Raw genomic sequence first — 16,540 nt, forward strand, 5'->3', positions numbered from 1 at the left:
GAAGGATAGAGGTAGAATGGAAAATCTAGCAAGCCTACCAGAAGTACAAAAGATCATCTCGATCGGAAAAGCAAATCGAGAGGTATCTTATGATGAAATCAATGAAATACTTCCGGATAAAATTTTAAATTCCGAAAAGATTGATGATGTCTTTACTTTGTTACACGAGATGGGGATTGAAATTGTAGAAGAGTATTCTAAAAAATCCTTAGAAGAATCAAGTTCCCTCACAACTACCAAAGAAGAAACAACGAAAGAAACTAAAGAGAAACCAGCACGTAAAAAAAGAGAGTCAAACGTTTCCTCTAGTTCTGAAGATCCCATTCGCCTTTATTTAAAAGAAATTGGTAAAGTATCCCTGATCTCAGGGGAAACAGAAGTCTTTTTAGCCAAAAGAATAGAGAAGGGTGAAAAGATTATCGAAGAAACAATTTTAAGTTCTTCGATCCTTCGCCAAAACTTTGCAAAACTCATTCCAAAAATTAAGTCTAAAAAAATCAAAGTTTATGACTTGGTAAAAGTGGACAAAATGTACGCACTCAACCAAGAGCAAGCGGACAAATTAGAAAAAGTATTTTTTGAAAACATGGAACTCATCCAACAGGATGAAAAAGTACTGAACGAATCCACAAACCGCATTCGTAAATATTCTGAAAATTCTAAGAAGTTTAAAGAACTCAAAGAAAAAATCGATTTATCCACTGGCAAAATTGATGAAGCCATTCGTAAAATTGGAGTTTCTCAAAAAGAAATCCAAAAGATCTCCCAAAAGATCAAATCAATGGTATTTCGTGTTAAGGAAATCGAAAAACATTTCCTTAAAATCAAAGCCAAATACGGACATGATGTTCGTGAAATCAAAGCTCTCAACCGTTTCATCGAAAAAAATGAAAACTTAGATGAAATCGAAAAAATGATGGGTTGCGATATTGATGAAGTCAGAGAAGTCATCAAAGATATTCGCAACAACGAAAGAAAACTCCGTCGTATGGAACAGGAAGCTGGTTCTCCTGTTGGTGAAATCAAAGACTGGGGCGAAAAAATCATCAAAGGCGAAAGAGAAATTGCACAAGCCAAAAGAGAACTTGTGCGAGCTAACCTTCGCTTGGTGGTATCCATCGCAAAACGTTACGCCAACCGAGGAATGCATTTCTTTGATTTGATCCAAGAAGGAAACATTGGTCTAATTCGAGCTGTTGATAAGTTCGAATACAAAAAAGGTTATAAATTTTCTACTTACGCCACTTGGTGGATTAGACAAGCCATCACTCGTGCGATTTCAGACCAAGCTCGTACCATTCGAGTTCCGGTTCACATGATCGAACAGGTGAACAAAGTGATTCGCGAAACTCGTCTTTTTGTCCAAGAGTTTGGTCGAGACCCATCCAATGATGAAATTGCCGAACGACTTGGTTGGCCAGTCCAGAAAGTAAAAGCCGTTAAAAACGTGGCACGGGAACCAATCTCACTTGAGATTCCTGTGGGTTCTGAAGAAGATTCAGAACTTGGAGATTTTATCGAAGACAAGGAAGTGATCTCTCCACTCAACTCAGCGGCGTCTTCCATTCTTTCCGAACAAATCCGTCAGGTTCTTCAAACCTTACCGGCTCGGGAACAAAAGGTCATTAGGATGCGATTTGGTTTGGATGACGGGTATGCACAAACTCTCGAAGAGGTGGGATACCAATTCAAAGTGACTCGGGAAAGGATTCGTCAGATCGAAGCAAAAGCACTTCGTAGGCTCCGCCACCCAAGTCGTTCCAAAAAACTCAAAGACTATATCGATTAATAGAAATTGTTTTTCGCTTGATCGAAGTTTCGTTCAGATTCATGGTTTGAAAGTCCATGAGTCTGAACCACTCCACTTATTTTTCTTTAAACCTTTTCAGAAGAAATTCCATTCGAATCTTATCTCCATTCCTCTTTATATTAGTTTTCCTTTGCCAATGTAAAGGATCAGAAAAACAGTTTGATTACTCTCGAACCCAAAGTGTAGGGCAAGTGAGCCCTGAAGAACCTTGGAAATTCAGTCCCGAATTTGCATTGGATACCAAAACTACCACGGCATTTTGCGCCAATACAAAAGAAGTTGGCTCCGGGTTTACTTTATATTTACAATCTTATTCGCAGTTCTCCGCTTTACAGATATTAAATGGATTTCATAAGTCTGCAGTTGATTTAAAATCAAATGATATTATTAAAAAGCTTAGAATCACAACATTCGATATGGAAACGGAAGACTTAAAATCCAAATTAAAAATCAAATCAACAATGGATTTGGAACTAAACAGACCCAAATTTGGGAAATCGGGTTTTCAAGTTTTGGATTTGGATTCCACGTTTCAAGGGAATGTGATTCGTTTGGAGATTTTAGAAACCTATGGTTTGGGTTCAACGGGACGTGTTTGTATTTCCGAACTGCAATTGGGAGAAATAAAGAAAGATAGTTTTGTTTCTTATCCTTGGGTCTCTTTTGACAAAATCAAAAGAACCATTGAACAATTTGGAAAAGCAGAAAGACATTTTGCCGGCTTTCGGCAACTAGTTTTGGCAAATGAAAAAGGAACCATTTTATTTTATGACCAAGGAACCATCCTTCCTGTTTTTTTTAAGGCCGACCAAACCTTTAGTTTTTCAGAAATGTATGGAGAAGGAGATCCTTTAGGTTTTTTACCATCCATTGTGGGAACTTATACCATCCTCCAGTCTTCAGAGGAAGGACTAGAGTTAAATTTAAGTTATTACGATGGTGGTGGTATCGAAAGAAATATTTCTTGGATTTTTAAACGTGCGGAAGTGGGGGATGAAGATTATGAAAATTTCAAAACCAAACTGGGAACTCGGTTTTCAGAAGTGTTTAATCCCAAAACACACTACCTTCTTGTTTTAAAAGAAAAGGAATCAGGAAGAACTTTTTATCATTATGAGCTACCGAAACCAAAGTAGATGGGATGAATTAACATCCAATCTACTTTGCTCGCAATATTTTCGTTAAGCGATTGTTTTCTTTAAATCTTTAATATGACCCAGTAGTTCATTTAAAGAAGATTTTTTCTCTGTTTCTTTCCAACCTAGCTCTTTGGTTAGGACATTGGCCACAGGAACTGCTAAAGACTCCGCCAATTTTAAGTCCAAAAATACAAGTCTCCATCTTCTGGATAGAACATCAGTCACAGAGAGAGCAAATTCCTTTTTTACAAAATGTTTGATTTCTTCGACAAAGTAACCCGTACCTTTTTTGATTTCTTTGGGCTGTTTTCCAAGGATAAAGGAAACTTCGCCACCGTACGCATCCACCAAACGAACTGCTGTTTCATAGGAAAGGTCATACATCGTTTGGATTTTGGCCACTAAGTGTTTGGAATAACCTTCGGCACCAGGGAAGGCAAAACTTGCAGTGACACAATTCATTTTAGCTGGAAGATTCCCGACTGAAATCAGTTTGTCTGTAAGGTCTTCCGCCATTTTTCGAAAGGTAGACCATTTCCCACCTGACATGGTAACAAGACCTGAATCAGAAACAAGAATGGCTTCTTCGCGCGAGATGGATTTTGTATCCTTTTTATCTCCTGTGGAGATTAGGGGACGTAGACCAGAGAATACCGATTCAATATCATCTTTGGTTAACTGAGTATCCAAATAATCATTACCGGTTTTTAATAAAAATTCTACTTCTGAAGCAAGAGGAAGAGGTTCTTCCTCAATTTTTTGAATAGGGGTATCTGTCGTTCCTAGTAGAACTTTTCCTTCCCAAGGGATGACAAAGACCACACGCCCGTCTGCGGTTTTTGGAATGATCATGGCCGTGCGACAAGGTAACTTTGATTTGTCGAAAACAAGATGGATTCCTTGGCTTGGTGCTAGGACATTTTCTGCATTCGGATCATCTAATTTGCGAAGGGAATCAATCCAAACCCCAGTGGTATTGGCAACCACTTTGGCTTTGATATTCAATTTCTTTTTTGTGATTAGGTCTTTGGCAGTCACACCAATGATTTTTCCGTTTGCATCTTTTAAGAAGGAGGTTACTTCTACTCTCGATAATACATCAGCCCCATTTTCTTTGGCAGCTCTTACCGTAGTGACATTAAGTCTTGAGTCATTGAACTGAGCATCGTAGTAAGATATTCCTCCTTTGAGATTTTTCTTTTTTAAGGAAGCAAAATAATCCAATGCGGTAGCTTTGGAAATTCTTTCATGTCCAGGAACGACTGACCTACCAGCAAGAATGTCATACATGGTAAGTCCAATGGAATAAAATGGTTTCTCCCACCAAACATAAGTTGGTAAAACAAATTGTAGTGGTTTTACAAGATGAGGTGCATTTAAAAGAAGGCGTTTCCTTTCCGAAAGAGCCTCGTAAATTAGTTTGAAATGGAACTGTGCTAAGTAGCGAACGCCACCGTGGATGAGTTTGGTAGAACGAGAACTGGTTCCTGCCGAAAAATCTTGTTTTTCTAGGAGTGCTACCTTATAGCCGCGTAAACTTGCATCGAGTGCGGTACCGGACCCAGTGGCTCCACCGCCAAGAACTAAGACATCGTAGTTCGTTGTTTCTAATTGTTTTAGGGTTTGTTTTCTTTCATCTAAATGGTTCATAAGGTTTTTTACGTACTTTGGTGGTTGCCTATAGAGATTATACGGTTAGTATTGTCAAAAGTCACCATTTCGACCATCGAAAATTTTTTAAATTTGTTATGAAAACTGAAAGAGAATTGAACCAAGAATTAGATACCATTCGCCGAGGAACTGTTGAGATCATCAGTGAGCCAGAACTTTTAGAAAAAATCAAATCCAAACCGGCACTTACCATCAAAGCAGGTTTTGATCCGACAGCTCCCGATTTACATTTAGGCCATTTTGTTTTACTCAGAAAATTAAAACACTTCCAAGACCTAGGTCATGAAGTTTGTTTTATGCTCGGTGATTTTACCGCTATGATTGGTGACCCAACGGGAAAATCGGAAACAAGAAAACGTCTTTCCAAAGAAGAGGTTTTGGAAAATTCCAAAACCTACCAAAACCAAGTTTTTAAGATTTTAGATCCCAAAAAAACCAAAATCCTTTATAACTCGCATTGGTGTTCGGAAATGAAGTTCGAAGATGTTTTGGTTTTAACATCTAAATATACTGTTTCTCGAATGTTGGAAAGAGACGATTTTACCAAACGCCACAAGGCAGGAACTCCTATTTCCATGATTGAATTTTTATACCCACTCGTACAAGGGTATGATTCGGTTGCCATGAAAGCGGATGTGGAACTGGGTGGAACGGATCAAAAGTTTAATATGTTAGTTGGTCGCGACTTACAGAGAGAATACGGACAAAAACCTCAATCTGTCATTACCTTACCTCTACTTGTGGGACTGGATGGTGTGAAAAAAATGTCCAAGTCACTTGGTAACTATGTTGGTGTGACTGAAAAACCAATTGATATGTACGGAAAAATCATGTCGATTTCGGATGATCTGATGTGGAATTATTTTGAATTACTCACCGACCTTCCCGTATCGGAGATGGAAAAAAGAAAGGAAGGCATTCGTTCCAAATCTCTTCATCCCAAAGAAGTCAAAACGGAGCTTGCTCTTCTTGTGATGGACCAACTCCATCCAGAAGAAGAAAATAGAAAAGCTGTGGAAGAGTGGACTGCCATTCACAATACAAAAAACCGAGCACTACCGGATGAGATTCCCACAGAAACTTTAGATCCTTCTTACTTTTCCGAAAAACCTCCACTTCTGGTTTATGTTCTATCTCAATTAAAATTCATTCCCAGTGTTTCGGAGGGGCGTCGGCTCATCCAAGCGGGTGGTTTGTATTTGGATGAGGAAAAAATCACTGACCCAGGCCTCACTTTGGAGCCGGGAAAGGAATACCTCATCCGCCAGGGCAAGAAAGGAAAATTTTTAAAGATTAAGACTTAAAGAGGATTGTCGCCTGTTTTAGAACGACAGGTCAAAATCCGATATTAGAAAATAAGGAAAACCAAATACCCGCATGTCTCTCGATCCGACAAACGAAGAAAAGGAAATTCAAGATATTGTTCATGAACTTTCACAGGATATCGAGAAAGACAGGTTGTTTGCAAAAAAACTAAAGAAACTAGCACTTGTCTCTGCTCTGACATTTGTCGGAATCACTGTCCTTGTTCTTTGTGGGTATTTACTTTATTTAAGTCTTAGTGTTACCAAACTCGAAACTGAAGTTAAAGAAAAGGAAAGGAACTTAAGAGAATTAGAACAATCTCTTTTTTCTCTTATGTACCAAGAGCAACTTCGGGAAGAATATGCTTTGGCGGGGGATACCGAACCCGATACAGAACTTGCCAAACAAGTGGAAGAGAACATTCAGTTTTTAAAAGAAGTCAGTCAAAACTCTAAAGGTCGAAACATCCTTCGAGGAAATGAATCTCAAAAAGAAATTGCGCTTACTTTTGATTTAGCAACGGGAGAAGAACTTCCCGTTTTATACAATTATATCAAAGAACATAAAATCAAAGTGACTCTATTTCTTTCCAACGAAAGACCTTCTGATATTAATGGTTCTTTTTTTATCCGTAATAATTTAGATTATATAAAAAAAATGGCAAAAACAGGCTCTGTGGAATTCGGAAATCACACTTGGTCCCATTTCAATTACCAAAGGTCTGTGACGGAAACCTCATTAAAAAAGAGATTGGTCCTAGAATATTTATCCAAATCGGTTTTGGATCTACCTCGTATGGCAGAAGAGCTAAAACGTGTGGAAGATACCTTCCATTCCCTCACCAAACAAGAGTTAAAAAAGTATTACCGACTTCCTTACGGAGCCCTTAGCCAATTGATTTTGGATGCCCACGCAAGTCTTGGTTATACCGATCATATTATGTGGTCCAATAACTCAAAAGGATCTCTTGATTTACCTGATTATATCAGCAAACAATTCCTTTATAAAAAAACATCCAAAGGTAAAAAGGAAGTGGTTCGAAATCCCCATTACAAAACGGGCGAGGAAACTTTAACCTTTTTAGACAACTGGGAAAAAGCAGATCCGAACGGAATGAACGGTGCCATCATCCTTATGCATTTAGGTGGGCCAAGAAAATTTGATAAATTGATTTATATCCTTCCTACCTTCATTGAACGAATGAAGGAAAAAGGATATAAGTTTGTGACTTTATCTGAAGTTTTAAATGATAAAAAGGATTAAATTTTAAATCCTACTAAAGTCTTCTATCTTTCTCTCTAAATGCAGGTTCGTACGTCTCTTTTTTTTTAGTTTTCAAAAGGTACATTCATAAACTAGATTTTTTGATTTTGATCTACTGCGCTACGGTTCTCATCCATGTTGCAGTAAATCAGAGAATCGAATTTATCTTATACGTATCCTTTCTTTCTGGATTGTCTTGATTGGAATTTTGTTACTACCCAATCCTTAAACATATAAAGGTTGAGGTAAAATACCGGCACCATAATGAGTGTGATAAAGGTAGCAAAGGCAAGCCCCCATCCAAATGCTAAAGCCATAGGAACAAGGAATGGATCTTTTCCACCAATTCCATAAGCTGTAGGAAGAAGGCCAAGAACAGTTGTGACTGTCGTAAGCATAACGGCTCTTAGACGAATGCTTCCGGCTTCCACTAATAACTCAAAAGTGGATTTACTTGGATCTTCGATTCGTAACTGGTTGGCACAATCCACAAGAACAATGGAGTCATTGACGACCACCCCCGCAAGTCCGATGATTCCAAGGAAGGCAAGGAAAGAGAAAGGTTGTCCGTGGATTAAAAAAGCAAAAATCACCCCAATGACCGCAAAAGGAATGGCACTCATCACAATCAGTGGTTGGGCAAGCGAACGGAAAAGGGAGGCAAGGATCATATAAATGATAAGAAGTCCCACAAGGAAGGCCCGGCCCAAGGAAGCCATTGATTCTTCTGTATCTTTGTTTTCTCCAGAAAAACGAACCGAATACCCAGGGTATTTTGCGATAATTCCTTCTGTAAGTTTTTTTGCTTCCATATTGACTTGTCTCGATGTCGAAATTGTTTCGTCGATATTAGAAGTTACGGTTAACAATCGTTTGCCGTCAAGATGGTTGATGGAGGCTCGTCCTGGGTTTCTATCATAGCTTGTGAGCCTAGATACTGGAATTAAGTTTCCTGTTAGGTTATTGACATAAACTTTGTTTAGGTGGGTTAGAGAGGAACGGTATTCTTCTGGAAAACGAACCCGCACATCCACTTCCTCATCAGCACGTTTGATTTTTGTGGAAACCGTTCCTTGTAAAGCTGTATTAATAGCAAGAGAAACCGATTGGACACTGACTCCAGCAAAAGAAGCAAGTGTTTCATCTACAGAAACTCTGATTTCATCTTTTCCTTCGTTAAAATCATCTCCAATATCGGTGACTCCATTGATTTTGGCAAGGGCGGCTTTGTATTCGGCACCAATTTTAAGTAAGGTGGCAAAATCATCACCTTTGATTTCAATGGCCACAGGTTTTCCTACAGGAGGTCCACCTGCCAGTTTTTCAAACTCTAAATTTACGAGTTTTCCTTTTAACGGAATATATTCTTTGGGAATTTCGGACGTAGGGAGCGGGTTTTCCTCATTTTTTCCAAGATTTTCTTTGGCTAATTTTTCTTCTAAAAGTTGAAGTGCCTTTTCGTTTAACATGAATTTGGTGTTTTGTCGCACCACTTCTATGATTTTTTCTGTTGACCTCTCTCTATTGTCATCGGGGGTTAAATACACCATAACTTGTGCATAATTTTTTCCACGTTTGGTAAAAGGATCATTGGGATCTTTTTGAATGATCCCCACTCTGGAAATATAATTTTCTACTTCCCCTTCAGGAAGTTTTCCCACGGCATTTTCAATGGCTCGAATGAACCTGTCCGTTTCTTCTAGTTTGAGCCCTGTTTCTGCAGTCACTCGGACTTGAAAGGTTTCAATCGCACCAGGGAAAAGTTTGAATTTTCCAAATTTTACTTGGATGGCGAGTGAAAATACAAATAGACCCATAAGAAGACCCACCATCTTCCAACGGTTTTTGAGAGCAAAACTAAGCAGTGGTAAATAAGTTTTTTCTTTAAACTTTATAAACCAATGAGACTCTTCTTTGACTTCTCCTTTCATATCACTTGCTTTACTCACATCATACAAGTGGGAAGGCAACATAAAGAAGGCTTCAAAAAGGGAACTACATAATGATAAGATAACCACAAGTGGGATAGAATGGATGAATTTTCCGAAAATCCCTGTCATAAATAACATGGGTCCAAAGGCAGCAATGGTTGTTGTGACAGTCGCTGTTACGGGGGCAAGCACTTCGCTTGTTCCACGCATGGCTGCTTCAAATGGTTCTTCTCCCATTTCTAAATGGCGGTAAACGTTTTCACAAATGATGATGGCATCATCTACCAAAATCCCCACGACAATGATAAGCCCCATCATGGAGATTAAATTTAAAGTTAATCCCATATAGTTCATGGCAACAAAGGTCATAGCGATGGAGATCGGGATTCCTAGAGCTGTCATCAGAGCCATTCTCCAGCCGAGAAAGACAAATAGAGAAGCCGTTACAAGGAATAGTCCAGATACGGCATTGGAAGTTAAAACCCCAAGTCTTCTACGTATGTATTTAGATAAATCGTTTACAAAGGCATGTTTGACGGTGCCACCAGTAGACTTTATGAACTCTTCTACCACTTTTTTGGAATCGTCTACCACAGTGATGGCATCGGCTTTTTCTCTTTTGATAACAGTTAGTGCAATGGCAATGTCACCATTGGACTTATCTAAATATTCAGAGTCTTCAAATCCTTCTGTCACACGAGCTACATCCCGAATTCGCACGGATCTCCCAGCATCATTCGAACGAACAAAAACATTCTCAATTTCTTCTGCGGTATCAAATTCACCCACAGTGCGTACTATGATTTCTCTTGTTTTTTCGTTAATATTCCCACCAGGAAAATTAATGTTTCGTAAACGAAGTGCATTGATGACTTGTGTGGACGATAGGGAAAGTGCTCTTAGTTTGTCTGGATCTAAGTCCACTTTCATTTCCCGTTCTCTCCAACCTCGTTTGGTAATCCTTGCAACGGATGGCAGATCCTTTAGTTTTTCCTCTAAAATTTTTGCCTGGTCTCTGAGTTCTTTTGCGTTTAACAGAGGTTTACCGTCTTTTGTGGTAGAAGACAAATGAATTTCAATGACGGGTTGTCTTGCCGTTGTGATTTCTGTAACTATGGGATCATCCACATCTTCTGGCAAATCCTGGATCCGGTCAATGGCTGACTTTAAATCATCGACTACTTTTTGAGTATTCTTTGTATTCGGATCAATAGTGACAATGATTCCAGATCTGTTTTCTAATGAAGCCGATCGGAATTCTTTGATTCCATCTACTTCTTTAATCGCATCTTCCAAAGGTTTTGTGACTAATTTTTCAACATCGGCTGGTGCGGCACCAGGATAGATTGTTGTGACACTAACAATATCAAAGTTGATATTGGGAAATGCTTCGCGGTTCATCGTGGCAGCCGTAAATCCACCGACAAGAATGATGAGAAAGGTAAGAAGGTTTACAAATAAACTCTTCGAAAGAAAATACTGAACGATGGATGAGCCCATAAAACTCCTTAAGGAGAAAACTTTTTAATCTAACAATTTACCTGCAGTATCAATGTCTTCGTTATAACCAAATAACTTTGTACTTTTGAGGCGATCTACATAAAGAACACCGAATAGGTGGTCGCACTCGTGTTGTAATACGATGGCCCTGTAACCTTCAATGATTTCTTCATGTTCCTGGAAATTTTCATCCCGCCATTTCATTTTGATTTTACTGGGTCGTTCTACAAATCCGCGCATTCCCGGAACTGAAAGACAACCTTCCCAAAAACCTTCCCCTGGAGGAGAAAGTGGAGTAATTTCTGGATTTAAAATGATTTGGTTTGGAACTTCTGGAGTTCCTGGGTATCTTCCGTTATCATCATCCTGTCCAACAACTACTAGTTTTTTTAAAACACCAATTTGCGGTGCGGCTAAACCAACACCATCTGCATGACGCATGGTTTCAAACATATCGCGGATCAGTTTTTTGAATTCCTTGGTTTGGATTTCGGTTTCAGTTACGTCTTCGCTTGTTTGACGGAGTAAGGGATTACCAATCTTGAGGATTTTTCTAACAGCCATAATCTAATATGGAATAGATTGAAAAAGGTCACTGATTGATCAAGTGATCTCCAATCTAAATGAAAAAGAATTTGACAGGGGAGGCTTTGAACTGTGAAATTCCGGGAGGGATTTTGGAGACGAGGGGAATCGAACCCCCGACCTTTTGAATGCCATTCAAACGCTCTCCCAACTGAGCTACGTCCCCTTGTGCTAATCCAAGGTGAGTGAACGCGTTTGTCTGTCAACAGAATCCCAAAATGGCTAAGGAACCAGAGATGTTATGGGACAAGATACGGTAGAAGAACTGACTAAAAAATTGAAAATCCAATCGGATATCATCAAAGGCTATGAAAAAGTTCTTAGACTCAATGAACAAGAATTAGCCAATGCTGATGAAATCATCCGTATGTACGAACAGATCATTGATTATTCACGTATGGAACTCCGGGAAGCGAAAGAAACTGTGCAAGCCAGTTCCATGGTATCCAATCTTAGTCGAGACGAGCTGATGTCAGCCTTCGACAAAATCAAGTCTTTGGAAGATGCTAATCGTAAACTAAGAGAAGAATCACTCAAATTTAACAAAGATTAAACCATTGAAACCAAGCTCTCTTCCGCCGATCATTCGAAAACATAACGAAGGCGGATTTTACCTTTCCTCATCGTCCGAACTGGATGACTTGTACCATTTTATCCTTGGTCAAGCAAAACGCTTAGTTTCGGCAAAATCTGCGGCTTTTTACTTCCGAAATGAAAGGGGAAACTTAAGCCGTTTGGGTTTGGTAGGTGATAAATCGAGTGCTGGTTCAATTGCAAAACATGTTTTTAAAACCAGAAAAAGTATTTTAATTAAAAAAGGATCTCATATCAAAGATTCGGACGGACCTGTTGCCGAATCGTATATTGCCTGTTATGTGGGAGATGAGATAGGAGATTTGGCGCTCGGAGTTTTGGTTCTTGAGGGAATCAAACATTTCCAAAATTTTTCCGAACAAGATTTAGACTTAATCAACTATTTTAGTGCCAATCTCAATGCCTTATTTAAAGACACTGTCCTTTCGGAAAGAGAACCACAATTTTTTAATTCGCTTACTACTTCTATTCTCCTTCTTATCGATAATGCCAATATCCATAACAATAATAATCGACTGCAGTACTTTTTAGAAGAAATCATTCGGGTTGCTGTTCTCATCAACACGAGTGTGGAATTAGAACATGTTCTTGTAACGGTGATGGAATCTGCAAAATCAGTGTTTCGAACCGAAGCAAGTTCCTTACTTTTATTAGATGAAAAAAAAGAGTTCCTAAATTTTCATACGGTCACTGGGGAAAAAAGAGAAGAAGTCGCCAAAATTAAGGTCCCTGTGGGACAAGGAATTGCAGGAACTGTGGCTGTGACAAAACAGCCAATGATCATTAATGATGCACAAAACGACAACCGTGTCTTTCGTGATGTAGATAAAGCTTCTAATTTTATTACTAGAAATATTTTAGCAAGTCCCCTCATTGTGGGAGATGAGGTAATTGGCGTCATCGAAGCCATCAATACCATTGACCGAAATAATTTTAGCCAAGATGACATAGATACCTTTTTGTCCTTTTCCAGTGCTTGTGCTGTGGCCATCCAAAAAACAAGATTACTCGAAAATCTAAATGAAACAAACTTAGAACTCAAACAAAAACTTAGCACTTTGGAATCTATTTTTGATTTGGGACAAGCAGTACTCGAATCCCATGACGAATTGGGTTTGATGTCCAAAACTTTAAGTATTCTCACCAAAGAGTTGTCATGCGAAGATGCAGGAATGGTCATCATAGAGGAAAAAAACAAAAACAGAATCCAGGTGTATGCAAGACAACTCGGTATTGTTAGGGAATCATTTTTTCCAATGCAAGAGAGCCGACTTTTTTTAAGCCTTATGGAGTCAGGTCATCCGCGAATGGCCGTTGTTTCTTCACAGTTAGAGGAATCTTTTTTAGAATTAGAGTTTTATACTTTAAAGAAAAATTTTTTGATTTTGCCGATTGCCCCTCGAGGAGGGAATTTACGTGCCGCTCTTTATGTCAGTGGAAAACAAAATGCTCATTCTTTTAATGAAACAGACCTTAGGATGTTAAAAACACTTTCTTCACCGCTGGCAAAGGCCTATGAAAACCTTCGATTAAACCAAGAAATCATTACAAAGAAATCGATCGAAAAAGAAATCGAGATTACAAGAAAAATCCAAAATAATATTTTACCCAATTCTTTATTGCAGTCTCCCTTATTTGATTTGGGTGTGATGTCGGTTGCCGCCAAAGAAGTGTCAGGTGATTTTTACGATTTTCACTCCTTTGGGGAGGATCAGTTTTCTTTTCTCGTTGCTGATGTGTCTGGAAAAAGTTTGCCCGCTGCCATTTTTATGGCCATGTCAAGTTCTATCATTCGAACTTTGTCTCGGACTACAGATATTTCCCCATCCGAACTTTTGTTTCGGGCCAACCAATTGATTTATGAAGATTCCCAATCCGGGATGTTTGTTACCTTGTTTCTTGTGAATTACCAAAGGCGAACGCGGACTTTAAAATTTGCCTCGGCAGGTCATAACGACCAAATTTGGATTCGTAGGGATGGAAGTTTTGAACTTTTAAAGGGTAAGGGGGCCCCGCTAGGTGTGGTGCCACAAACCAATTACCAAGGGGGAGAAATCCAAATTGAACCCGGTGACATTTTGGTTTTTTATACGGATGGTGCCATCGAAGAGAAAAACCCCGATGAAGAAGAATATGGATTGGACCGTTTTATCGAGTTTATTATTGCGAGACGGAAAGATTCTTCCCAAAACATAGTGGAAGCGGTATACGATGATATCCGTAAGTTTTCTCGGTCTGAAGACCAATATGATGATTTTACGGTAATGATCCTAAAATTTGCGGAAGTAACGAGTTTTGAAATTTCAAAAGTATTTCCCGCTCATCCGGATTCAATTCCCCAGTTACGCGATTTTATTTCTGAACATTTGGAAGGGAAAATCACAAAACCCTTTGCATTCGATGATATTCTGATATCTTTGGATGAAGCAGCGACCAATATAGTCATGCACAGTTATAAGGATACAGAACTAATCCACCCTAGTTTTGAATGTAGGTTGGAACTCCTTGGAGACAATCTCAAAGTTGTACTGATTGACGAAGGCAAACCCTTTGACAGAAAAAAAGTTCCTAAACCTTCCGTGGAAGCCAATTTAAAAGGCGAAAGGAAGGGGGGATTTGGCGTTTATCTTATGGAGACTCTGATGGACAAGGTGTCCTACGACTTCAACGGGAAACAAAACATAACCTATTTGGAGAAAACTATTGTATGAACGAAGAAAAAATTGGAATCCATTCAGAAGCGGTTGGGGACAAAGTGGTTGTACATGTCCAAGGCAATTTGGATGTCCACAATACACATAAAATTGAAAAGGACTTAATGGCCCTTGTGAGTGCCGCAAGAAAACCAGTTGTTTTCAATTTAAGTGATGTGCCTTTTATCTCTTCTGCCGGACTTCGGTTGCTCGTCACAACACTCCGTCTTTGCCAAGAACAAAAAATAAGCATTTCTATCTGTGGATTGCAACCCGCGGTCGAAAAAGTATTCGATATCATTGGAATGCAGCAGCTATTTACAATTTATCCTGATTTGAGCTCTGCTCTGAAGTAAAAATCACTTTTCTAAGTGATCCTAAACAAAACATTGGAAAAAACTTATGGAAACCAAGCAGTATTCCCTAAACAACCCGTTCAAAGAATCCAAGGCTCCGGAAACACAAACCGGAATTTATGATGATGCACTCAAACTAGGAAAGGAACTCATTGAGAAACCCTTCCTTGGAGGTGGCGAAGATAGAATCCGCGTCCAACACTCCAAAAACCGGATGACGGTTTGGGAAAGAATCAAAGTCCTAACTGACGAAGAACCTAATATCACTTATCAAAACTGGGGTCCTAATTTAGATGGAGCCTCTATTGTTACAGGAATTTTAAATATCAAAGGTCGTGATGTGGCGGTCTACGGACACGACTTTACTCTACGTGCTGGATCCATGGATGCCACAAACGGAAGTAAACTTGCTCGCCTCATCCAAATGGCTGGAACTCATGGGATTCCACTCATCGGGATGAATGATTCGGCAGGGGCTTATGTTCCTGCAGGAGTGGGTGGACTTGACGGATATTCAGAAGCATTTACAGCACTTCGCAAAATCAGTGGTGTCGTTCCTTCCGTCATGTTAATGTTTGGTTTTAACGCAGGTGGGGGAGCTTACCTTCCACGCCAAGGATCCTTTATGATCCAATGTGATAATACTTTCTTCGGACTCACAGGACCTGGTGTTGTGAAGTCAGTCCTTGGGGAAGATATTTCTGCGGAGGATTTAGGGGGACCAAAAGTACATGGCCAATCGGGTGTGGTTGACCTTGTGACAGGTGATGAGTTAGGATCACTGCGAACCGCGATTCGTCTTTTATCTTATTTGCCAGACAATAACCATAGTTTTGCGCCGTTTTATCCAACATCAGATCCGGTTGACCGATTTATTTACGAAGAAGATATTCTTTTTAGAAAAACATTCAATTCACCTACCGGAATGAACACTCCTTTTGACATCACACTTTATTTACAACAAATCTGTGACCATGGTGAGTTCTTTGAATTACAACCACAAAGAGCAAGAAACATCGTAACTGCCTTTGGTCGAATTGGTGGTCATGTTGTGGGTTTTCTTGCCAATAACTCTGCTGTATCCTCAGGTCAGATAGATATCGGGGCCTCTCGCAAAGGAACTCGTTTTGTTCGTTTCTGTAACTTATACAATATCCCTATGGTATTTGTAGAAGATACAACAGGATTTTTACCAGGACGTGACCAAGAACACAATGGGATCGTTCTCGAAGGAAGAAAACTTCTAGATTCGATCATTGACCTTCGCACTCCAAGACTCACTCTCATCATTCGTAACGCGTTTGGTGGTGCTTATGCAACGTTTAACTCCTATTTTACGGGAGCATCCATGGTGTTTGCGCTTCCTACAGCAAGGATTGCAGTTATGGGTCCAGCTGGAAAAGAGTATGTTTACAAAGATGAAATCACGAGTATTCAAAAGGAATTTTTGGCCAATGTGAAAAAGGGAATGAGTGAAAAAGAAGCGATCACCATTCGAGATTCTAAACTTTTTGAAATTGGACAACGATACGAAAAAGAACTCATGAATCCAAAAGAGGCACTTTCTCTTGGTTCCGTTTCCTCCATCATCCTACCAGGTTATACAAGAAACGTATTATCGAAAAACTTGAATTTCCTAATGTCAAAATACAAACCGGCGGAAATGTCCGGTCCTCAAAGGGAGTTTGAATAA

Annotated in this window: 11 protein-coding genes and 1 tRNA gene; 8 read left to right on the forward strand and 4 right to left on the reverse strand. The window is 39.3% G+C overall.

Annotated elements, in window-relative coordinates; translation table 11 throughout:
- Window positions 1–16 precede the first annotated feature (16 nt).
- Window positions 17–1,789, forward strand: a complete 1,773-nt coding sequence (gene rpoD, locus EHR07_RS05555) for an RNA polymerase sigma factor RpoD (protein WP_135744157.1) — start codon at window positions 17–19, stop codon at window positions 1,787–1,789.
- A 56-nt stretch (window positions 1,790–1,845) separates the two neighbouring features.
- Window positions 1,846–2,946: an NADase-type glycan-binding domain-containing protein gene (locus EHR07_RS05560; protein ID WP_135744158.1), complete on the forward strand. Its 1,101-nt coding sequence runs from the start codon at window positions 1,846–1,848 to the stop codon at window positions 2,944–2,946.
- 45 nt (window positions 2,947–2,991) lie between these two features.
- Here the strand turns inward: EHR07_RS05560 and EHR07_RS05565 are convergent, their stop codons facing one another.
- The gene (locus EHR07_RS05565) at window positions 2,992–4,599 is read right to left on the reverse strand and encodes a glycerol-3-phosphate dehydrogenase/oxidase (protein WP_135744159.1); all 1,608 of its coding nucleotides are present in this window, start codon (window positions 4,597–4,599) and stop codon (window positions 2,992–2,994) included.
- A gap of 98 nt (window positions 4,600–4,697) precedes the next feature.
- Here EHR07_RS05565 and tyrS point away from each other — a divergent pair, with 98 nt between their 5' ends.
- Together tyrS and EHR07_RS05575 are read left to right on the forward strand one after the other, a co-directional pair.
- The gene (gene tyrS / locus EHR07_RS05570; protein ID WP_135744160.1) at window positions 4,698–5,924 is read left to right on the forward strand and encodes a tyrosine--tRNA ligase; all 1,227 of its coding nucleotides are present in this window, start codon (window positions 4,698–4,700) and stop codon (window positions 5,922–5,924) included.
- Between the two features lie 73 nt (window positions 5,925–5,997).
- Complete coding sequence (locus tag EHR07_RS05575) at window positions 5,998–7,188, forward strand: polysaccharide deacetylase family protein (RefSeq protein ID WP_135744161.1); 1,191 nt, start codon at window positions 5,998–6,000, stop codon at window positions 7,186–7,188.
- Between the two features lie 167 nt (window positions 7,189–7,355).
- Here EHR07_RS05575 and EHR07_RS05580 read toward each other — a convergent pair whose 3' ends face one another.
- The 3 genes from EHR07_RS05580 to EHR07_RS05590 all read right to left on the reverse strand — a co-directional run bounded on the left by EHR07_RS05580 (window position 7,356) and on the right by EHR07_RS05590 (window position 11,370).
- Window positions 7,356–10,619 carry an efflux RND transporter permease subunit gene (locus EHR07_RS05580; RefSeq protein WP_135744162.1) on the reverse strand — a complete coding sequence of 1,088 codons (3,264 nt, stop codon included), beginning with the start codon at window positions 10,617–10,619 and terminating at the stop codon, window positions 7,356–7,358.
- 24 nt (window positions 10,620–10,643) lie between these two features.
- Window positions 10,644–11,183: a peptide deformylase gene (gene def, locus EHR07_RS05585; RefSeq protein WP_135744163.1), complete on the reverse strand. Its 540-nt coding sequence runs from the start codon at window positions 11,181–11,183 to the stop codon at window positions 10,644–10,646.
- 114 nt (window positions 11,184–11,297) lie between these two features.
- A tRNA-Ala gene (locus EHR07_RS05590) sits at window positions 11,298–11,370 on the reverse strand.
- Between the two features lie 75 nt (window positions 11,371–11,445).
- On the opposite strand from EHR07_RS05590, the gene EHR07_RS05595 reads away from it, so the two are divergent.
- Genes EHR07_RS05595 through EHR07_RS05610 form a run of 4 tightly spaced genes read left to right on the forward strand, consistent with a single transcriptional unit; the run spans window position 11,446 to window position 16,540 of the window.
- Window positions 11,446–11,757 (forward strand): hypothetical protein, encoded by a 312-nt coding sequence (locus tag EHR07_RS05595; RefSeq protein ID WP_004788640.1) that lies wholly within the window; start codon window positions 11,446–11,448, stop codon window positions 11,755–11,757.
- 4 nt (window positions 11,758–11,761) lie between these two features.
- Window positions 11,762–14,509, forward strand: a complete 2,748-nt coding sequence (locus EHR07_RS05600; RefSeq protein ID WP_135744164.1) for a SpoIIE family protein phosphatase — start codon at window positions 11,762–11,764, stop codon at window positions 14,507–14,509.
- Window positions 14,506–14,847: an STAS domain-containing protein gene (locus tag EHR07_RS05605; RefSeq protein ID WP_135744165.1), complete on the forward strand. Its 342-nt coding sequence runs from the start codon at window positions 14,506–14,508 to the stop codon at window positions 14,845–14,847. The genes EHR07_RS05600 and EHR07_RS05605 overlap by 4 nt, the downstream gene beginning before the upstream one ends.
- 46 nt (window positions 14,848–14,893) lie before the next feature.
- Window positions 14,894–16,540: an acyl-CoA carboxylase subunit beta gene (locus EHR07_RS05610; protein WP_135744166.1), complete on the forward strand. Its 1,647-nt coding sequence runs from the start codon at window positions 14,894–14,896 to the stop codon at window positions 16,538–16,540.

The sequence above is a fragment of the Leptospira bandrabouensis genome (assembly GCF_004770905.1).
Lineage (GTDB): Bacteria > Spirochaetota > Leptospiria > Leptospirales > Leptospiraceae > Leptospira_A > Leptospira_A bandrabouensis.